The 18,200-nt window shown below is 70.6% G+C and carries 17 protein-coding genes and 1 tRNA gene; 8 read left to right on the plus strand and 10 right to left on the minus strand.

The features are described 5' to 3' along the window. Positions 1–17: 17 nt before the first annotated feature. Positions 18–959 (minus strand): toll/interleukin-1 receptor domain-containing protein, encoded by a 942-nt coding sequence (locus tag ACZ7CH_RS15860; protein WP_470374231.1) that lies wholly within the window; start codon positions 957–959, stop codon positions 18–20. A 53-nt stretch (positions 960–1,012) separates the two neighbouring features. On the opposite strand from ACZ7CH_RS15860, the gene ACZ7CH_RS15865 reads away from it, so the two are divergent. Further along, entirely contained in the window at positions 1,013–1,291 is a 279-nt protein-coding gene (locus ACZ7CH_RS15865) for a DUF6191 domain-containing protein (RefSeq protein ID WP_360385298.1), read from the plus strand. On the opposite strand, the gene ispF is transcribed toward ACZ7CH_RS15865, so the two are convergent. The 3 genes from ispF to ACZ7CH_RS15880 are packed head-to-tail and all read right to left on the minus strand — an operon-like array spanning position 1,288 to position 2,972. Further along, positions 1,288–1,755: a 2-C-methyl-D-erythritol 2,4-cyclodiphosphate synthase gene (gene ispF / locus ACZ7CH_RS15870; RefSeq protein ID WP_360385300.1), complete on the minus strand. Its 468-nt coding sequence runs from the start codon at positions 1,753–1,755 to the stop codon at positions 1,288–1,290. The genes ACZ7CH_RS15865 and ispF overlap by 4 nt on opposite strands. Beyond that, on the minus strand, positions 1,752–2,444 hold the full coding sequence (ispD, locus tag ACZ7CH_RS15875; RefSeq protein ID WP_360385302.1) for a 2-C-methyl-D-erythritol 4-phosphate cytidylyltransferase: 693 nt from the start codon (positions 2,442–2,444) through the stop codon (positions 1,752–1,754). The genes ispF and ispD overlap by 4 nt, the downstream gene beginning before the upstream one ends. A 39-nt stretch (positions 2,445–2,483) precedes the next feature. Continuing rightward, positions 2,484–2,972 (minus strand): CarD family transcriptional regulator, encoded by a 489-nt coding sequence (locus ACZ7CH_RS15880; RefSeq protein WP_065915127.1) that lies wholly within the window; start codon positions 2,970–2,972, stop codon positions 2,484–2,486. Positions 2,973–3,226: 254 nt separating this feature from the next. Here ACZ7CH_RS15880 and ACZ7CH_RS15885 point away from each other — a divergent pair, with 254 nt between their 5' ends. After that, positions 3,227–3,979: a copper chaperone PCu(A)C gene (locus ACZ7CH_RS15885; RefSeq protein ID WP_458429610.1), complete on the plus strand. Its 753-nt coding sequence runs from the start codon at positions 3,227–3,229 to the stop codon at positions 3,977–3,979. Between the two features lie 77 nt (positions 3,980–4,056). Here the strand turns inward: ACZ7CH_RS15885 and ACZ7CH_RS15890 are convergent, their stop codons facing one another. Continuing rightward, positions 4,057–4,488 carry a hypothetical protein gene (locus ACZ7CH_RS15890; protein ID WP_470374232.1) on the minus strand — a complete coding sequence of 144 codons (432 nt, stop codon included), beginning with the start codon at positions 4,486–4,488 and terminating at the stop codon, positions 4,057–4,059. A 160-nt stretch (positions 4,489–4,648) separates the two neighbouring features. On the opposite strand from ACZ7CH_RS15890, the gene radA reads away from it, so the two are divergent. Together radA and ACZ7CH_RS15900 are read left to right on the plus strand one after the other, a co-directional pair. Beyond that, the gene (gene radA / locus ACZ7CH_RS15895; protein WP_470374233.1) at positions 4,649–6,061 is read left to right on the plus strand and encodes a DNA repair protein RadA; all 1,413 of its coding nucleotides are present in this window, start codon (positions 4,649–4,651) and stop codon (positions 6,059–6,061) included. Positions 6,062–6,276: 215 nt separating this feature from the next. Then, positions 6,277–6,807: a hypothetical protein gene (locus ACZ7CH_RS15900; protein WP_360385311.1), complete on the plus strand. Its 531-nt coding sequence runs from the start codon at positions 6,277–6,279 to the stop codon at positions 6,805–6,807. 36 nt (positions 6,808–6,843) lie between these two features. Here ACZ7CH_RS15900 and otsB read toward each other — a convergent pair whose 3' ends face one another. From otsB to ACZ7CH_RS15915, 3 genes are all read right to left on the minus strand, one after another. Then, on the minus strand, positions 6,844–9,375 hold the full coding sequence (otsB, locus tag ACZ7CH_RS15905) for a trehalose-phosphatase (RefSeq protein ID WP_360385313.1): 2,532 nt from the start codon (positions 9,373–9,375) through the stop codon (positions 6,844–6,846). Between the two features lie 45 nt (positions 9,376–9,420). Beyond that, positions 9,421–10,854: an alpha,alpha-trehalose-phosphate synthase (UDP-forming) gene (locus ACZ7CH_RS15910; RefSeq protein WP_470369680.1), complete on the minus strand. Its 1,434-nt coding sequence runs from the start codon at positions 10,852–10,854 to the stop codon at positions 9,421–9,423. 69 nt (positions 10,855–10,923) lie between these two features. Beyond that, the gene (locus tag ACZ7CH_RS15915; protein ID WP_470369589.1) at positions 10,924–12,231 is read right to left on the minus strand and encodes a threonine/serine exporter family protein; all 1,308 of its coding nucleotides are present in this window, start codon (positions 12,229–12,231) and stop codon (positions 10,924–10,926) included. Positions 12,232–12,530: 299 nt separating this feature from the next. Between ACZ7CH_RS15915 and ACZ7CH_RS15920 the strand changes: the two genes are divergently transcribed. Together ACZ7CH_RS15920 and mgrA are read left to right on the plus strand one after the other, a co-directional pair. After that, positions 12,531–12,603, plus strand: a tRNA-Thr gene (locus ACZ7CH_RS15920). A 303-nt stretch (positions 12,604–12,906) separates the two neighbouring features. Continuing rightward, a complete protein-coding gene (mgrA, locus tag ACZ7CH_RS15925) occupies positions 12,907–13,935 on the plus strand; it encodes an L-glyceraldehyde 3-phosphate reductase (protein ID WP_458429608.1) in 1,029 nt (342 codons plus the stop codon). Positions 13,936–14,085: 150 nt separating this feature from the next. On the opposite strand, the gene ACZ7CH_RS15930 is transcribed toward mgrA, so the two are convergent. Together ACZ7CH_RS15930 and ACZ7CH_RS15935 are read right to left on the minus strand one after the other, a co-directional pair. Next, the gene (locus tag ACZ7CH_RS15930) at positions 14,086–15,486 is read right to left on the minus strand and encodes a sensor histidine kinase (protein ID WP_470369587.1); all 1,401 of its coding nucleotides are present in this window, start codon (positions 15,484–15,486) and stop codon (positions 14,086–14,088) included. Next, positions 15,483–16,181 (minus strand): response regulator transcription factor, encoded by a 699-nt coding sequence (locus ACZ7CH_RS15935; protein ID WP_360385321.1) that lies wholly within the window; start codon positions 16,179–16,181, stop codon positions 15,483–15,485. Before ACZ7CH_RS15935 ends, ACZ7CH_RS15930 begins: the two co-directional genes overlap by 4 nt. Before the next feature lie 143 nt (positions 16,182–16,324). Here ACZ7CH_RS15935 and ACZ7CH_RS15940 point away from each other — a divergent pair, with 143 nt between their 5' ends. Together ACZ7CH_RS15940 and ACZ7CH_RS15945 are read left to right on the plus strand one after the other, a co-directional pair. After that, a complete protein-coding gene (locus tag ACZ7CH_RS15940; protein ID WP_470374234.1) occupies positions 16,325–17,683 on the plus strand; it encodes a ferredoxin reductase family protein in 1,359 nt (452 codons plus the stop codon). A gap of 11 nt (positions 17,684–17,694) precedes the next feature. Continuing rightward, entirely contained in the window at positions 17,695–18,198 is a 504-nt protein-coding gene (locus ACZ7CH_RS15945) for an FMN-binding protein (protein ID WP_470374235.1), read from the plus strand. Positions 18,199–18,200: the final 2 nt, after the last annotated feature.

Consider the following 18,200-nt stretch of genomic DNA (forward strand, 5'->3'; position numbering starts at 1 on the left):
CTCTACGTGCCGCCGGGCTAGTTGGTCTGGACCTTTGTGAGCTCTGCCTCGACCTCGGCCGGGTCGTAGTCGATGGTCAGCCGCAGCTCACCGGACCCGCGCGCGTCCGCGAACCGGCGCACGAACTCGTCGATCTGCGCCAGCGGCTGGTCGGCGAGCCGCGCGGTGGCGGCGTAGAGCGGGCGGAACTTCTCCGGCGTGGCGGTGCCGCGCAGCTCGGCGGCCCAGGTCAGCAGGTTGTCGTAGACCTCGACGAACATCGTGGCCAGCCGGGTGATCTTCTCCTCGTCGCCCCTGTGGCCGTTCGCTCCGAACGCCAGCAGCTGCCGCTGCGGGGACAGGACCTCGGCGATGGCGTTGATGATGTTGTCGAACGCGCGCGTGCGGGCCGCGAAGTAGTCGAGCGCCTCGGTGTCCGTGGTGAACGTGCGGACGTTCCTCGCGAACGCCATGTCGTGGTCGACCCGCTTGCTCTGCAACCCGCGCAGACCCGCGCGCACGGTGTCCGCGAACAGGGCGTACTCCCAGCCCTCCGCCCGCTGCGGCGGGGTGGCGGTGCCGAGCTTCCTCGCCACCATCTCGGCGAGCCGCCGGGGGGTGACCCTGGCGGCGTCGAGGTAGCCGACACCCGTGCGCAGACCGGGCAGCTCCGTGTCGTCGAACCGCACCGGCAGCACGTACTCGTCGTCCTGGGTCATGGCCCGGTCGAACGCGCTCTGGCGCTCGTGCTTCGTCCACATCTTCGCCGCGTAGTTCCGCGAGACGAACATGACGCAGAAGCGGGACTCCTTGCGGTAGACCTCGTCGAGGTACTCGGTGAGGTTCTTGCCCCACAGGTCGACCTGCTCGTCGTCGTCGTAGAAGACCTTGACGCCCAGCTCCTTGAGGTGGCGGGCCACCTCGTCGACGTAGGTGCGGTCCTCGCCGGCGAACGACAGGCAGACGTCGTACTTGGTCACCGCGCGAACTCTAGTGGTGGGAACCATCACGTCCGGCGGGAAGTTCTCCGTTCATGAGCCCGGGCTACCTCTTCGCGCTGTCCCTGCCGGCGTTGGTCGCGGCCCTGTTCGTGTTGGCGGTGGTCGAACGGGTGGTGCGCCGCAGGAAGGGCACGCCGATGGCCACCGCGGGCATCGGGGAGCTGGGCGCGACGTTCGAGCCGGGCAAGCGCGACGAGGTCGAGTTCCGCAAGGAGGAGCGGCAGCTGCGCGACGAGGAAGGCGACGCGGCGCCGCCGAGGAGCCGGGTCGACCTGGACGGCGGCACGGCCGTGCTCAGGCTGCCGGACTAGGGGACGGGCACCAGCAGTGCCGTGGCGATCGCCGCGATGCCCTCGCCGCGACCCGTGAGACCCAGGCCGTCCGTCGTGGTGCCGGCCACCGACACCGGGCCGCCGACGGCCGCGGACAGCGCGTCCTGCGCCTCCTCGCGGCGCTTGCCGATGCGCGGCGCGTTGCCGATCACCTGCACTGTGGCGTTTCCCACACGGTATCCGGCCTCCTCGACGAGCCGGCGGACCTCGGTGAGCAGCACCACACCGTGGGCGCCCGACCAGCGCGGGTCCGACGTGCCGAAGACCGCGCCCAGGTCGCCCAGGCCAGCGGCGGAGAGCAGCGCGTCGCACAGCGCGTGGGAGGCGACGTCACCGTCGGAGTGGCCCGCGCAGCCGTCCACGCCCTCCCACAGCAGCCCGGCGACCCAGCACTCACGGCCTGCCTCGATCGGGTGGACGTCGACGCCCTGGCCGATTCTCACTCTCGTTCCCCCGCGAACAGTGCCGCCGCGACCGCGAGGTCGAACGGCGTGGTGATCTTCATGGCGTGCGCGTGGCCGGGAACCGTGTGGACCTCGCCACCGTTCTTCTCCACAAGACCTGCGTCATCAGTCGCGGCGACACCGGAGCCATAGGCAGCTTTGAGAACGTCGACGCGGAAACCCTGCGGGGTCTGCACGACCCGCAGGCCGGCACGGTCGGGCGTGGAGACGACCACTCCGACCTCGTCCACCTGTTTGATCGTGTCGGCGACGGGCAACACCGGGACGACGGCGTCGTGACCGTCGCGCACAGCGGCCACGACCCCGGCGATGACCTCGGGAGGGGTGAACGCACGAGCGGCGTCGTGGACGAGCACGATGGAGGTGTCGGGCACCACGCGGAGCGCGTGGTCAAGGGCGAGGCGCACCGAGTCGGTGCGTTCGGAGCCCCCTGAAAGCACGTGCACCGCCCCGCCGGCCGGGGCCAGCGAGGCGGTAGCGGTGTGCACTTGGTCCACATCGGACGGTGGAGCTGCGATGACGACGTGCTGGACCTGACCCGACGCGAACAGGCCCTGAACGGCACGGGTCAACAGCGGTGTTCCGTTGACCGGTACCAGCGCCTTGGGCATTCCGTAGCCCAGGCGCTCACCTCGCCCTGCCGCAGGCACGAGCGCGACAACACTCATGTGCGGCGTTATCCGATGCTCAGTGTGTTCTGCCGAGAACTACGAGGCCGTGGCGAGAACTTCGTCGAGGAGGACCTCGGCCTTGTCCTCGTCGGTGCCCTCGGCCAGCGCCAGCTCGCTGACCAGTATCTGCCGCGCCTTCGCCAGCATCCGCTTCTCGCCGGCGGACAAACCGCGATCCTTCTCGCGCCGCCAGAGGTCGCGCACCACTTCCGCAACCTTGTTCACGTCGCCGGAGGCGAGCTTCTCAAGGTTGGCCTTGTACCGCCGAGACCAGTTGGTCGGCTCCTCGGTGTGGGGAGCGCGCAAGACCTCGAAGACCCGGTCGAGTCCCTCCTGGCCGACAACGTCACGCACGCCGACGATCTCGGCGTTGTCAGCGGGAACCCGAACGGTGAGGTCGCCCTGCGCCACCTTGAGGACGAGGTACTTCTTCTCCTCGCCCTTGATAACGCGGGTCTCGATTGCTTCGATGAGAGCGGCACCGTGGTGCGGGTAGACGACGGTCTCTCCGACCTTGAAAACCATGTGTCCTCTGCCCCTTTCGCTTCCTCCATCCTAACACGTCCGGCAACCCTTCCCGCGCCGCTCGATGATCCGTTAGCGCTGGTCAGGGCCGCGCGGGGGGTTGACAAACCACCTGTTCGCGTGCAACGTAGCGGCCACACAAGATCGATTGGCACCACGTCGAGTCGGCTTTCCGGGCCCCGGTTAGGCTCTTTGCCTGGTGGTTGTTCCCTAGGAAGGACGCTGGAGCCGTGAACTCAGGAGTGTCTCGCCGGATGATCGTGACGGCAGCGCTGGCCGCGGGCCTCGGCCTGGTGGCGGTCGGCTGCAGCGCCGGTCAGATCACCCAGACCGACACCCAGGTCGCCGCCGTCGACGGTGCGAGCGGCAACGCGGGCCCGATGGCGGTCCGCAACGCCATGCTGGCCTTCCCGCCGGACGGCAACCGGTACCGCGAGGGCGAGGACGTGCCGCTGACGTTCGTCATCGCGAACACCGGCAACGACCCGGACAAGCTGCTGTCGATCAAGTCCGAGGCCTCCGGGTCCGAGCTGGAGATCGTCGGCAGCAAGGACGTCCCGGCCCAGTACGCGCTGCGCGCCGAGTACGACGCGTCCCACGCGCCGTCCAAGACCTCGTCGCCGTCCTCGTCGTCGCAGTCGTCCTCGTCGGTGTCGCTGACCCCGTCGTCGGGTGCGCCGTCCTCGGGTGCGCCGTCGACCACCGGCTCGCCGTCCTCGGGTGCCCCGACCTCCGGTTCGGTCGCGTCCTCGTCGGCCGCGTCGTCCTCCGGCAGCCCGTCGGGCTCGTCGTCCGTGTCGCCGACCTCGTCGTCGGCCGCGCACGACCAGTCGCTCGAGGTGCTGCAGATCCGCTGCACGCTCAAGAAGCTGAACAGGGACGTGACCGCCGCGCAGACGGTGAAGCTGACGTTCCTGTTCGAGAAGGCCGGTTCCGTGACGCTGGAGGTGCCGGTGGCGCCTTCGGACCACAAGCGCGTCAGCGAAGGCCACGACGGCGGCCACTGAGTCCTCGGCCGTCGCTGCTGAACGCTGAAACGCCGCTCCCGGGCCTCCCGGGGGCGGCGTTCGCGTTCCGGGGGCTCTCAGCGCGCCTGGAGCATCGGGCGGAACCGGTCGCGGTAGGCCCACGCCAGCCCGATCTCCGCGGCGATGACGACGAGCGCCGTCACGAGGCCGCTGGGCTCCAGGAACACGTGGAACAGGAAGATGTTCACCACGACCGGAGCGAGCAGCGCGAGCGCCAGCGGCACGAACCGGCCGACGACGAGCAGCAGGCCCGCCACGAGCTGCGTGGCCGAGGTCAGCTGCAGCATGTAGCCCGTCTCGTAGAGCGCCCCGCTGAACTTCACCCCCGCCCCCGCGAGCGTGCTGGGATCGGGTGCGGGCATGAAGTTCAGGAACCCGTTCAAGCCGGTCGTGGTGTAGAGCAGGCCGATCAGCACGCGGGTGACGGCGGTGGCGTAGCGGCCGGCGTTCACCTTGGTGGCGGGGCGGGTCGCGGTGGTGGTGGTCATTGCGGTCTCCTCGGTGGCTGTCGGGTCCTTCCACTGATGCGTCGAACGGCCACCACTCCGGATCGACAAGCCTGCAGAAGAATCTTGGAAGTTTCTTCTGCAACCCCCTCTGAGCTGGGTCTTCCGGTTTCTGTCGGTGCCGTGCTCTACCGTTCGACCCGTGGCGAAGACAGCGCGGCCGATCTTCCGTTGTGCCGAGTGCGGGCACGAGGTGGCGAAGTGGTTCGGCCGCTGCCCCGAGTGCCAGGCGTGGGGCAGCATCGAGGAACGCGGCACCGCGTCGGTGACCCGCGTGGTGGCCGGCGCCCCCACGTCGACGGCCCGCCCGATCGGCGAGGTGGACATCGAGTCCGCCCGCGCCCTGTCGACGGGCGTGAGCGAGTTCGACCGGGTCCTGGGCGGCGGCCTGGTGCCCGGCGCGGTCGTGCTGCTGGCGGGTGAACCGGGCGTCGGCAAGTCGACCCTGCTGCTGGAGACCGCGCACCGCTGGGCCGAGTCCCACGGCCGCTGCCTCTACGTGACCGGTGAGGAGTCCGCGGGCCAGGTCCGCCTGCGCGCCGAACGCACCGGCAACCTCCACCCCGAGATGTACCTGGCCGCCGAGTCGGAGCTGAGCGCGCTCCTGGGCCAGGTCGACGCGGTGAAACCGGCGATGCTGATCGTCGACTCCATCCAGACCATGTCGACGGTGAGCGTGGAGGGCGTGCCCGGCGGCGTGACCCAGGTCCGCACCGTCGCGTCCGGCCTGATCGCCATGGCCAAGGAACGCGGCCTGCCCGTGGTCCTGGTGGGCCACGTGACGAAGGACGGCTCGGTGGCCGGCCCCCGCGTCCTCGAACACCTCGTGGACGTGGTCCTGCAGTTCGAAGGCGACCGCCACTCGTCCCTGCGCCTGCTGCGCGGCATCAAGAACCGCTACGGCGCCGCCGACGAGGTCGGCTGCTTCGAGCTGCGCGACGACGGCATCGTCGGCGTCCCCGACCCCTCCGGCCTCTTCCTGACCCGCCGCGAGAAGGCCGTGGAGGGCACCTGCGTCACCGTCATCGTCGAGGGCAAGCGCCCCATGCTCGGCGAGGTGCAGGCCCTGGTCGCCAAGACGAACCTCCCCGCACCCCGCCGCGCGGTGAGCGGCCTCGACTCAGCCCGCATCTCCATGGCCCTCGCGGTCCTGGAGAAGCGCGGCAAGGTCAACCTGTTCCAGAAGGACGTGTTCACGGCGACCGTCGGCGGCATGCGCCTCGTGGAACCCGCGGCAGACCTGGCCGTCGTCCTGGCCGTGGCCTCCGCGGAACGCGAGATCGCCCTCCCCGCGGACCTGGTGGTCCTCGGCGAGGTAGGCCTGGCCGGCGAGATCCGCCGCGTGAACGGCGTCGGCAAACGCCTCCAGGAGGCCGCGCGCCTCGGCTTCAAGAAGGCCCTCGTCCCCCCGGACCACGGCCCCCTGCCCGACGGCGTGCGCGCGCTGGTGGCCAACGACCTGGTGTCGGCGCTGGAGGTGCTGGGCCTGAACCGCCGTCGCAGCGGCGGGGGTGGCGGTGGTGGCGGCAAGGACAAGCCGGAGGACGACGACTAGCCCCGCAGCCGATCGCACCGATCGCACCGATCGCACCGCTGAGCGTCTCGCGGGCGCGGCGTTCGGGGTGCCTCGGGCGAGACCGCGCAGAGGCGAGGTTGCCCACCGCAACGCGACCACCCACCGCAACCACCGGCCTACGCCGAACCGGCATCCGTCACCGCAACCGGGGGACGCCATCACCCCCACCCACCCGAGGTGATCGAATACCCCACGTGCTGGGGAGACACGACCACGAGGTCGGCGAGCTGCTGCGCCTGGCCGCCGCGCAGGTGCCCGCCGACGTGCGGTCCGAGGACCTGCTCGACTACCTCGACCACGAGGAGTGGGACCTGGTCCTCGACCTCCTGGGCGACCACCCCGGCAACACCTGGCAGACGCCGCGCTTCTGGGCCCTCCTCGCGGAGGCGGCGACGGAGCTGGACCAGGACGAGGCCTGGTTCCAGTGGCGGTGCGTGGAGTCGATCCAAGGCCTGTTGCGGGTGCAGCTGACGCTCGCGCACGACGCGGAGCCCCTGGAAGCGCGCAACCAGCGCCCGACCTGGGACCTGACCGGCGACGAACGGGTCGCCGCGCTGTGGATCGAGTCCAAGCCGACGTTGTACGCCGGGGAACGTGCCACGGCCCGCCTGCGCCCGTTCGTCCCCACAGCCTGGGCGCACCTGGCGAAGGGGGACCGGATCTCGCTGCTGGGCCGGTCACCGGGGACGGCGACGGTCATCGAAAAAGTGCCGCCGCGGCCGTAGGAGCACGACCGCGGCGGCACTTGCGAAGAAGATCCCCTACTGCGACAGCAGCTGCGCGCACCTGATCAGGCCGAGGTGCGAGTACGCCTGCGGGTGGTTGCCCAGCGAGCGTTCCGCGATCGGGTCGTACTCCTCCGGCAGCAGGCCGGTCGGGCCGGCCGCGGCGACGATCTGGCCGAACAGCTCCTCGGCCTCGGTGCGCCTGCCGGTGAGCAGGTACGCCTCGATCATCCAGGCGGCGCAGAGGTGGAAGCCGCCCTCGTCGCCCGGCAGGCCGTCGTCGCGGTGGTAGCGGTACACCGTCGAGCCGGAGCGCAGCTCTGCCTCGATGGCGGTCACCGTCGACTGGAACCGCTCGTCGGCCGGGTCGATCAGGCCGGACAGGCCGACGAACAGCGAGGCCGCGTCGAGGTCGTCGCCGTCGTAGGCCGTGGTGAACGACTGGACCTCGTCGTTCCAGCCGTTCTTCAGCACGTCGGTGGCGATCGTGTCGCGCAGCGGCACCCAGGACGGGTCCAGCTCGCGGCCGAACTGCTCGCCGAGCTTGATCGCGCGGTCGATGGTCAGCCAGCACATGACCTTCGAGTACACGTGGTGGCGCGGCGCGTGCCGTTCCTCCCAGATGCCGTGGTCGGGCTCGTGCCAGCGCCGCGACACCGCTTCGGCCATCGCTTGGACCATCGTCCAGTCGGCGTCCGACAACGACCCGCGAGCCGAGGCCAGCTGCACCACCAGGTCGACGACCGGGCCGAACACGTCGAGCTGCACCTGCTGGTTCGCGAGGTTGCCGACGCGCACCGGGCGGGAGCCCGCGTAGCCGGGCAGTGTGTCGATCACGGCCTCGGCGCCGAGTTGCGTGCCGTGCAGCGTGTAGAGCGGGTGCAGGCGCTCCGGGCCCGGGATGGTCTCCAAGACGCCGTGCAGCCAGCCCAGGAAGCCGTCGGCCTCCGCGAACGAGCCGACCGACACCAGCGCGGCGGCGGTCATCGCGCCGTCGCGCAGCCAGCAGTAGCGGTAGTCCCAGTTGCGGACGCCGCCGAGCTCCTCCGGCAGCGACGTGGTCGCCGCGGCCATGATCGAGCCGGAGTCCTTGTGCACCAGGCCGCGCAGCGTCAGCGCCGAGCGCAGCACGAGGTCCGTCTGCACCTTCGGCAGGTTCAGGCCCGCCGCCCAGTCCGACCAGTAACCGGCCGCGCGGTCGCGGCGGACCGACTCGCCCAGCGCGTGCTCGGAGATGTCGTCGGTGCCGCAGCGCAGCTCCAGCAGCACCGGGGCGCCCTCGCGGGGGCGGACCACGGCGCGTGCGGTCTCCTGCACGCCGTCCGAGGTGATCTCCCAGTCGACGCCGGGGGAGCGCAGCACCATCGGGTCGGAGGTGCCGACCACGCGCAGGCCGTCGCGTTCGCGGATGAACCTGACCGGCACCTGGCCGAACTCCGGGCGCGGGGCGAACGTGATCACCGCGTTCGTCGAGCCGGAGATGCGCCGCACCAGGTCGGTGCGGTGCGAGGCGAGGTCGTGCTCCAGGTAGTCCGTGACCAGCAGGCGCGACCAGCGGGTCTCCACGATCATCGTGCCCGGCAGGTAGCGCTGGCCCAGCGGCAGCGACCCGTGCTCCGGCTTGATCGAGAAGTGGCCCGCGGCCGGTCCGCCGAGCAGGTCCGCGAAGATCGCGGCCGAGTCGGGCTCCGGGTGGCACAGCCAGTTGATCTTGGCGTCCGGGGTCACGAGGGCCACGGAACGCTCGTTGGCGAGCATGGTCAGGCGCTCGATCGGCACGGCCTGGTCGCCGTGCAGCCACGCGCGCCGTTCCTCCAGCAGGAACGCCAGCACCGTGGCCACGTCGGACGGGTCGTCGACCAGGTACTGGGCGAGCGACTCGCCGGCGCCGACGCGGATGCCCACGTCAGGGCCGGTCAGGCGGGCGAACGCCTTCTCGTCGGTGACGTCGTCACCGAGGAAGATCGCGGCGGTCGCACCGACCTGGTGGCGCAGGATGTCGAGGGCGTGGCCCTTGTTGGTCTCGACGACGGCCAGCTCGATGACGGCCTTGCCCTCGGTCACCTGCACGCCGTCCCACGTGCACGGGCCGGAGCGCACGGCGTCGAGGACGGCCTCGCCGATCTCCTCGGACGCGGCACGGCGGACGTGCACGGCGACGGAGGCCGGTTTGACCTCCAGCTGCACGCCCTCGTGGCCGTCGACGATCTCGTCGAGCTCGGCCTCGATGCGCCGCAGCAACGCCTTGGCGTCGGCGTCGAGCGCGTGCACGAAGCCGACGTCGAACTCGGAGCCGTGGGACCCGACGAGGTGGACCTCGCCGGGCAGGCGGGACAGGGTGGCCAGGTCGCGCAGTGCGCGACCGGAGATCACGGCCGACGTCGTCTCGTGCAGCGACGCGAGTGAACGCAGCGCGTTCACCGACTCCGGCAGCGGACGGGCCGCCTCCGGGTCGCTCACGATCGGCGCGAGTGTTCCGTCGTAGTCGCTTGCGACCAGCAGTCGCGGGGTACGGGCCAGCTGCACGATGGCGCGGCGCAGGTCGGCGGGGAGGGCCTCGGCGGTCAACGCCCCTCCTGGAGCACTCGATGGGTCAAGGGGATCTGAAAGGATTCAGACCGAGGTCTGCGTGCCCAGCGCCTCCAGGAACGACCTTGCCCAGCGGTCAACGTCGTGGGTGAGGACTTGGCGGCGCAGCGCGCGCATCCTACGGCGGCCTTCGGCGGGATCGATGTCGAGGGCGGCCTGCAATGCGTTCTTGACACCGTCCAGATCATGGGGGTTCACCAGGAACGCACTGGTCAGTTCAGCGGCTGCACCGGCGAACTCGCTGAGCACCAGAGCTCCACCAAGATCATATCGGCAGGCCACGTACTCCTTGCAGACGAGGTTCATACCGTCCCGAACGGGCGTGACGACCATGACGTCCGCCGCGCTCATGAACGCGACGAGCTCCTCGCGGTTCACCGACTGGTGCAGGTAGTGCACGACGGGCTTGCCGACCCGCCCGAACTCGCCGTTGATCCGGCCGACCGACTGCTCGATGTCCTTGCGCATCGTCACGTAGTGGTCGACCCGCTCCCGGCTGGGCGTGGCCAGCTGGACCATCGCGACGTCCTCCGGGTCGATCCGACCGTCCGCGATGAGCTCGTAGAGGGCCCTGATCCGGACGTCGATGCCCTTGGTGTAGTCGAGCCGGTCCACGCCCAGCAGGATGCGCTTCGGGTTGCCGAGGTCCTCGCGGATCTGCTTCGCGCGGGCCTGGGTCTCCTTCTTGCGCGCGACCGCGTCGAGGCCGGCGCTGTCGATGGAGATCGGGAACGCGCCCACGCGCACCGTGCGGTCACCGACCTGGACCACACCCGGCCGGGTCCGCACGCCGACGGTGCCGCGGCTCGGCTCCAGGCCCACCAGGCGCCGGGCCAGCCACAGGAAGTTCTGCGCGCCGCCGGGCCGGTGGAAACCGACCAGGTCGGCGCCGAGCAGCCCGCGGATGATCTCCGTGCGCCACGGGAGCTGCATGAACAGCTCGACCGGCGGGAACGGGATGTGCAGGAAGAAGCCGATCTTCAGGTCGGGCCGCTGCTCGCGCAGCATCGCCGGGACCAGCTGCAGCTGGTAGTCCTGCACCCACACCGTCGCGCCCTGGGCGGCCACCTTCGCGGTCGCGTCGGCGAACCGCTGGTTGACCTTCACGTAGGCGTTCCACCAGTGCCGGTGGAACGCCGGCTGCGCCACGACGTCGTGGTAGAGCGGCCAGAGGGTGCCGTTCGAGAACCCCTCGTAGTAGTCCTCGACCTCCTTGGCCGACAGCGACACCGGGTGCAGCAGCAGGCCGTCGTCCTCGAAGGGCGACACGTCGGCGTCGGCGACCCCCGGCCAGCCGACCCAGGCGCCGCTGTGTGAGCGGAGGAACGGTTCGAGCGCGCTGACCAGCCCGCCGGGGCTGTGCTTCCACCGTTCGGTTCCGTCGGGCAAGCGCTCCAGGTCAACCGGCAGCCGGTTGGCCACGACTACGAATTCCGCCCCGTTCTCGCCAATGTCCATGCTCACATTTCTGAGGCTAGTGCGGTCGCGCTCCCTCGGCGTGTCGTGTAACCCCCGTCACAGCGGGTTTCACTCCAACCGACGCTTCGTGGGTTTGAGCGGACCGGACATGCGCGGACCAGCGAACTTGCGCTCCAAACGGCCCAGTCCGGTGCGCACCGGCTGCGCCAGGTACTCGCCGAACACCACCCCACCGGCCAGGGCGAGAGCAATGCCACTCGCGAAGACGAGCGTGCTCAGCCCGGCCGGGTCGCCCTCCGCGGTCAGCTGGAACAGGCCGCGGTAGGTGGTCCAGCCCGGTAGCAGCGGCACCACGCCCGCCTGCACCACGACCAGCGTCGGAATGCGCAGCCTGCGGGTCATCGTCGCGCCGCCGAACCCGGTGATCGCGGCCGCCACCGCCGACGCGAGCAGCGCGTCCACCCCGAAGCTCGTGGCGAGGCCGTAGGAGGCCGTGCCGATTGCACCGGACACCGCGGCGGCCACCAGCGCACGCGGCCGGGCATAGCAGGCGAGCGCGAAGAACGCACTGGTCGCCGCGCCTGCCGCGAACTGCATCGGCACCGCCGAGATCAACGCGGGCAGCGGGTCGCTGAGCCGGATGGGCAGCCCGAAGTGGACGGCCGTGCGGATGGCCAGCGCGACACCCGCGATCAGACCGGCGCTGAGCAGCACGGTCTCGACGGTGCGCCCGGCGGCCGTGACGTTGTAGCCGGAGATCGCGTCCTGCACGGTGCTGACCAGCGCCAGCCCGGACAGCAGCACCACGATCCCGACCGCGACCAGCAGACTCGGCCGCACCGCGGGCAGCAACCCGGTCCAGTACACGGTCAGCGCGGCCCCCGTGGCGAGCGCGCCGCCGACCAGCTGCTGGAAGAAGAACGGCAGCGCGCGCCGGTTCAGCACCCGGCCGACCCGGTCGATCACGGCCGTGACGACGGCCGCGGTGATCACGAGCGACAGCCCGCCGCCGACCAGGAACGCGACCGAGGCCGCCATGCCGGCCCACGCGGCCGTGGCGACCCAGCGCGGGTACGGGTGCGGGGCGTTGGTGATCTGCTCGAGCTCCGAGTGCGCCTCCTCGATCGGCCCGAGGTTGCGCACCAGGTGCTCGACGGCGGCGAGCCGGGTGTAGTCGAGGCTGCGCTGCCGCACGACGCGGACGGCGGTGATCGGTGGTGCGGCCGTTCCCCGGTGGCACGACACGCTGATGGAGGTGTAGATCACGTCGACCTCGGTGTGCGGGAGCCCATAGCTCTCCGTGACCGAGAGGATCGTGGCTGTCACGTCCGCCGCGCCGGCTCCGCTGGCCATCTGGACCTCGCCGATCTTGAGAGCGAGATCGAGTACCAGGTGAACCGTGGTGTCGTCGGGCAATGAGGGACCGTGCAGGTTGTTCGGGTAAATCGCGCGCACCTCCGTCGTGTGATCGTGGGAAGTTCTCGTGCCGTTGCTGTGGCGTCGGCCACCTCCGATCGGGCGACCCGAAAAGGAGGACATGATCACTGTCCGTTGGTTACCCTCCTGACCTGGTCAAGGCGAGCGGTTCGGCGCTTTGCGCCACTCAGTTGGTTGGTCCGCCTCCGGTCGGAGCAATCCGATCACACTGAGAGCAGACCGTTCGCCGCAGGTAGCTCCCGCAACGGGCGCTTACGATGTTCGCGAACACGAGCCAGGCCGGCGTAGCTCAATCGGCAGAGCACTCGCCTTGTAAGCGAAAGGTTAGGGGTTCGATTCCCCTCGCCGGCTCTTCGACAACGGGGGTTCGCCCAGGTGGGCGGGCCCCTGTCGCATTCACGGGAGGCACTTCACCGGCTATTGCGACCGGGTTCGGTAATGGCTCCGGCACACAGCGTGGCGAACCGCCGATTGCGGTTCCGCATGCCGCCGGCGGCCTGGTCCGTTCGCCAGTTCGGCGCCCGGTGTGCCTTCGGGGCGCGGGACGGGAATGGCGAGATCGGCCGCAAGACTGATCCTGTTCACCGGTGAACAGGCCGTGACCGCCCATTCATGTCCTGCTCCGTCCTACTGGGACGTGACATTGTGAGCATCATGTCCTACCTCGCGGATAGCGCGCGCTACGACCAGATGACCTACCGGCGCACGGGACGCAGCGGCCTCAAGCTGCCCGCCATCTCCCTCGGCCTGTGGCACAACTTCGGCGGCGACCGGCCGTACGAGTCCGGCCGGGGCATCGCGCGCAGGGCGTTCGACCTCGGTGTCACGCACTTCGACCTCGCCAACAACTACGGACCTCCCTACGGTTCCGCGGAGATCACGTTCGGGCAGATCCTGAAGGACGACCTCCGGCCGTACCGCGACGAGCTCGTCATCTCCACGAAGGCCGGCTACGACATGTGGCCCGGCCCGTACGGCGAGTGGGGCAGCCGCAAGTACCTGCTGAGCTCGCTCGACCAGTCGCTGACCCGCATGGGCCTCGACTACGTCGACATCTTCTACTCGCACCGGTTCGACCCGGAGACGCCGCTGGAAGAGACCATGGGCGCGCTCGTGTCCGCGGTGCAGCAGGGCAAGGCGCTCTACGTCGGCATCTCGTCGTACTCGCCGGCCAAGACCCGCGAGGCGGCCGAGCTGCTGCGCAGCGCGGGTGTGCCGCTGCTGATCCACCAGCCGAGCTACTCGATGCTCAACCGCTGGATCGAGCCGGAGCTGCTGGACACCCTGGAGGAGGTCGGCGCCGGCTGCATCGCGTTCTCGCCGCTCGCCCAGGGCATGCTGACCGACCGCTACCTCGACGGCATCCCCGAGGGCTCGCGCGCCACGCAGGGCAAGTCGCTGTCCACGGACCTGCTCTCCGAGGAGAACCTCGGCCGCATCCGGTCGCTCAACGAGATCGCGAAGTCGCGCGGCCAGTCGCTGGCGCAGCTCGCGCTGACGTGGACGATCCGCGACCCGCGGGTCACCTCGGCGTTGATCGGCGCTTCGTCGGTCGGGCAGCTGGAGCAGAACCTCGCCGCCCTGCAGGCCCCGCCGCTGACCGACGACGAGCTCGCCGAGATCGACAGGTACGCCGTCGAATCGGGCATCGACCTCTGGGCCCCTTCGTCACAAGCCGAATGATCCCCCGGCACGCGGGAGTCCCGCGTTCCCCTCTGGGGCACGCGGGACTCCCGCGTGCCCCTCTGGGCCCCGAGCTCCCAGGCCGAGTGACCGAACCGCACGCGGGGAGCTTTCGTACTCTCTGAGAGTGCGAAAGGGCCCCGCGTGCCGTCAGCGGTGGCGGGGGAGGCGGATTGTGAAGATGGTCGAGCCGGGGCGGCTGGCGAGGGTGATGGTGCCGCCGTGGGCGTGCACGAGCGACTGGACGACGGCGAGGCCGAGGCCGGAGCCGCCGCGCTGGCGGGTGCGGGAGTCGTCGACGCGGTAAAACCGGTCGAAGATCCGCGCCTGGTCCGCCTCCGGAATTCCGGGGCCGGTGTCGGAGACCCTGATCACCGCCGAGCCGTCCTCCGCCGTCACCCGCAACGACACCAGCGTGCCGGGCGGGGTGTGCACGGCCGCGTTGGTCAGCAGGTTGTCGAGCACCTGCCGCAACCGGGTCGGGTCGGCGGCCATGGTCACCGTGTCCGCGTCGACCTCCAGCCCGTGCGTCGGACGGGCCGCCCGGAACGCGTCGGCGGCCGCGTCCGCCACGACCGCCAGGTCCAGCTCCTCGACGCGCAACGGCGGTTCGGTCGCCGCGGAGTCCAGGCGGGCCAGCAGCAGCAGGTCGTCGAGCAGCACGCTCATCCGCGCCGCCTCCGACCGCAGCTTCTCCAGGTGCTGCTCGCGTTCGCCCGGCTCGTTGGCCGCCGCGTACCGGAAGAGGTCCGCGTAACCGCGCAACGACGTCAGCGGCGTGCGCAGCTCGTGCGAGGCGTCGGCGATGAACCGGCGCAGCCGCTGCTCGGCGGCCGTGCGCGCGGCCAGCGACGAGTCGATGTGCGCCAGCATGGTGTTGAACGCCTCGCGCAGCTCCTCGACCTCGACCCCGCCGCCGGCGCCGTTCACCCGCACCGCCAGGCGGTTCGAGTCGGTCAGGTCGTGCGAGGAGATGTCGTGCGCGGTGTCGGCCATGTCCGACAACGGCCGCATGCCCTTGCGGATCAACGCCTGACCGCCCACGACCAACGCGACCAGCGCGGCCAGGAACGCGATCACGCCGACCGTGATGAGCTGCGACAGCGTGCCGTCCCTGTCATCCATCGGGGCACCGCTGACCAGCACGATCTCGTCCTTGACGATCTGGCACGCGCGCAGCCGGAACTTGCCGTCGCCGCGCAGGTACTCGGTCTCGAACGTGTCCCCGTTCAGCGCCTTCCGCGCGAGCGCGTCGAACTCCGCGCGGTCGGCGGGCTGCTGGTCACCGGGCTGGGGCCGCAGCTCGCCGTCCTGCTTCACGTAGACGACCGCGTACCAGTCCGGCGGGATCTTGCCGACCCGCCAGTGCGCCTTGACCTCGTTGGCAGCGCCCTGCTGGCTGATCGCCATCTGGTCGTCGAGCCGCCGGTCGAGGAACGTCTGCATCGAGGCGACCATGACCCAGCCGACGATCACGAACACCGTGAGCGCCAGCGCGCCGAGTGCGAGTGCGAGGCGGGTGCCCAGCCGCCACCGGCTCAGCGGCTTCATTCCGCTGCTCGGCGCAGCACGTACCCCACGCCGCGCACGGTGTGGATCAACGGTTCGCGGCCGTCGTCGAGCTTGCGGCGCAGGTGTGAGATGACCAGCTCGACCACGTTGGACCGGCCGCCGAAGTCGTACTCCCACACGTGGTCGAGGATCTGCGCCTTGGTCAGCACGGCGGGGGAGCGCCGCATCAGGTACCGCAGCAGCTCGTACTCGGTCGGCGTCAGCGTGACGAGCTTGCCGCCGCGGCGGACCTCGCGGGTGTCCTCGTCCAGCACCAGGTCGGCGACCTTCAGCACCGACCGCTTCCACGACGGCCCGGTGGAGCGCCGCAGCACCGCCCGCAGCCGGGCCATCAGCTCCTCGACCGAGAACGGCTTCACGAGGTAGTCGTCACCACCGCGGGTGAGGCCCGCGACCCGGTCCGCGGTGCCGTCGCGCGCGGTCAGGAACACCACCGGCACCATCGCACCGGCCGACCGCATCCGGTCCAGGACCGTGAAGCCGTCGAGGTCGGGGAGCATCAGGTCGAGCACGACGATGTCCGGCTGGAACTCGGCTGCCGTTCTGAGCGCGTCCTCGCCGTTGTGCGCCGTCGAGGCCGTCCAGCCCTCGTAGCGCGCGACCGTCGCGACCAGGTCAGCGATGTGCGGCTCGTCGTCCACGACGAGCAGTCGAACCGAGTTGCCCTTGTCCACGTGCTCATGGTGCGTCACCTGGTGCCCCGCCCGCTCGATCGACAGGAAGTCGACAGCCCGGGCAAAGCGGGGCCACAGCTCGGACGCTGAGGATCGAGGAAGACCACCGAGATCGACGAGACCGCCCGACCGAGGAGCCCACCGTGACGACCACCCTGCAGCCTCCCGCGCGGCCGGCCGCTGCCGGGCGTGCGACGCCGCACAGGGCGCTGGCCAAAGCCGGCCTCTGCGTCTTCCTCCTGGCCAACGCGGCGTTCGTCACCTACCTGTTCAACGCGGCCGGCGTCGGCTCGAACAAGCTGGTCAACCTCGGCCGGCTGACCGGGCTGTACGGCGCGCTCGCGATGGCGTTCCAGCTGCTGCTGATCGCGCGGCTGCCGTGGCTCGACCGGCGGCTCGGCATGGACAAGCTCACCTCGTGGCACCGCTGGGTGGGCTTCACGATCTTCTGGATGCTCGTCGGGCACCTGACGTTCATCGCCTTCGGCAACGCGGGCCCGGACGGCCCGGTCGCGGAGGTCGTCCGGCAGGCCACCGAGCTCGAAGGCATCCTCCGCGCGCTGGTCGCGTGGGTGGTCATCATGGTCGTCGGCGTGGTGTCCGCCCGGTTCGCCCGGCGCCGGATGGCCTACGAGACCTGGCACTTCATCCACCTCTACACCTACGTCGCGATCTTCCTCGCGTTCACGCACCAGGTCGCGGTCGGCAGCACGTTCCGCAAGTCCGAGCTGGCCACCGCCTACTGGTGGGCGCTGTGGACGTTCGCGATCGGCGCCGTGGTCGCCGGCCGGCTCGTGCTCCCGCTCTGGCGCAACCGGCGCCACCGGTTCCGCGTCGCCGCCGTGGTGCCCGAGGCGCACAACGTCGTCTCCGTCTACGTCGAGGGCAGGGACCTCGACCGGCTCGGTGCGAAGGCGGGCCAGTTCTTCCTGTGGCGCTTCCTGACCAAGGACCGCTGGTGGCAGGCCAACCCGTTCTCGCTGTCCGCGGCACCGAACGGCAAGTACCTGCGCCTCACCGCGAAGGCACTGGGCACCGGCAGCGCCGACCTCCGCAACGTCCGGGTCGGCACCCGCGTGTTCGCCGAGGGCCCGTACGGCGCCTTCACGACCATGCACCAGACCAGGCCGAACGCGCTGCTCGTCGCCGGTGGCGTCGGCGTCACGCCGATCCGCGCGCTGCTGGAGGAGATCAAGGGCCACGTCGTGGTGCTGTACCGGGTGAGCGACCCGCGCGAGGCCGTGCTGCTGCGCGAGCTCGAAGGCCTCGCCCGCTCCAAGGGGGCGGTGCTGCGGCTGGTCACCGGTTCCTCCGGGACCACCACCGCCAACGGGCCGCTGCTCGGCCCGGAGAACATCGCCGCGCTGGTCCCCGACGTGGCCGACCGCGACGTGTTCATCTGCGGCCCGAACGGCATGACCGACGCCGTCGTCCGCAGCCTCGACGAGCTGGGAGTGCCGTCGGGTCAGGTCCACGCCGAGCGTTTCGCGCTGGCCGACTGAGAGGGTTCGACGTGAAGAGGGCGATCCCCGCACTGGTGCTCAGCGTCGCCGGACTCGTGCCGGTGTGGCTGTACCAACCCGGCGCGGCGCACGAGGGTGAGATCAACGAGGCCGCCGCCGCACCGGAGACCCCGGCGCAGGGCCAGGCCCCGCCGACGACGACCGCACCCCGGTCGACCGCGCCGCAGACCGGGGCGCCCAGGACCTCCGCCGCCGCCGCGCCGACGACCCAGCCGCAGCAGCAGGACCAGGACCAGGCCAGGACCGTCTCCGGGCCTGCGGTGCAGACCGACGAGGGCACCGTGCAGGTCCAGGTCACGTTCCAGGGCACGAGGATCACCGACGTGAAGGCGGTGCGGGCACCCAACTCCAACCCGACCAGGACGGCGCTGCCGATCCTGCGCCAGGAGGCGTTGAAGGCCCAGAGCGCCGACATCGACACGGTCTCCGGTGCCACCGCGACCTCCGAGGGCTACAAGCGGTCGCTGCAGGCCGCGCTCGACTCGGCGAGGTAGGG

The sequence above is a fragment of the Lentzea sp. NPDC037011 genome (assembly GCF_055607425.1).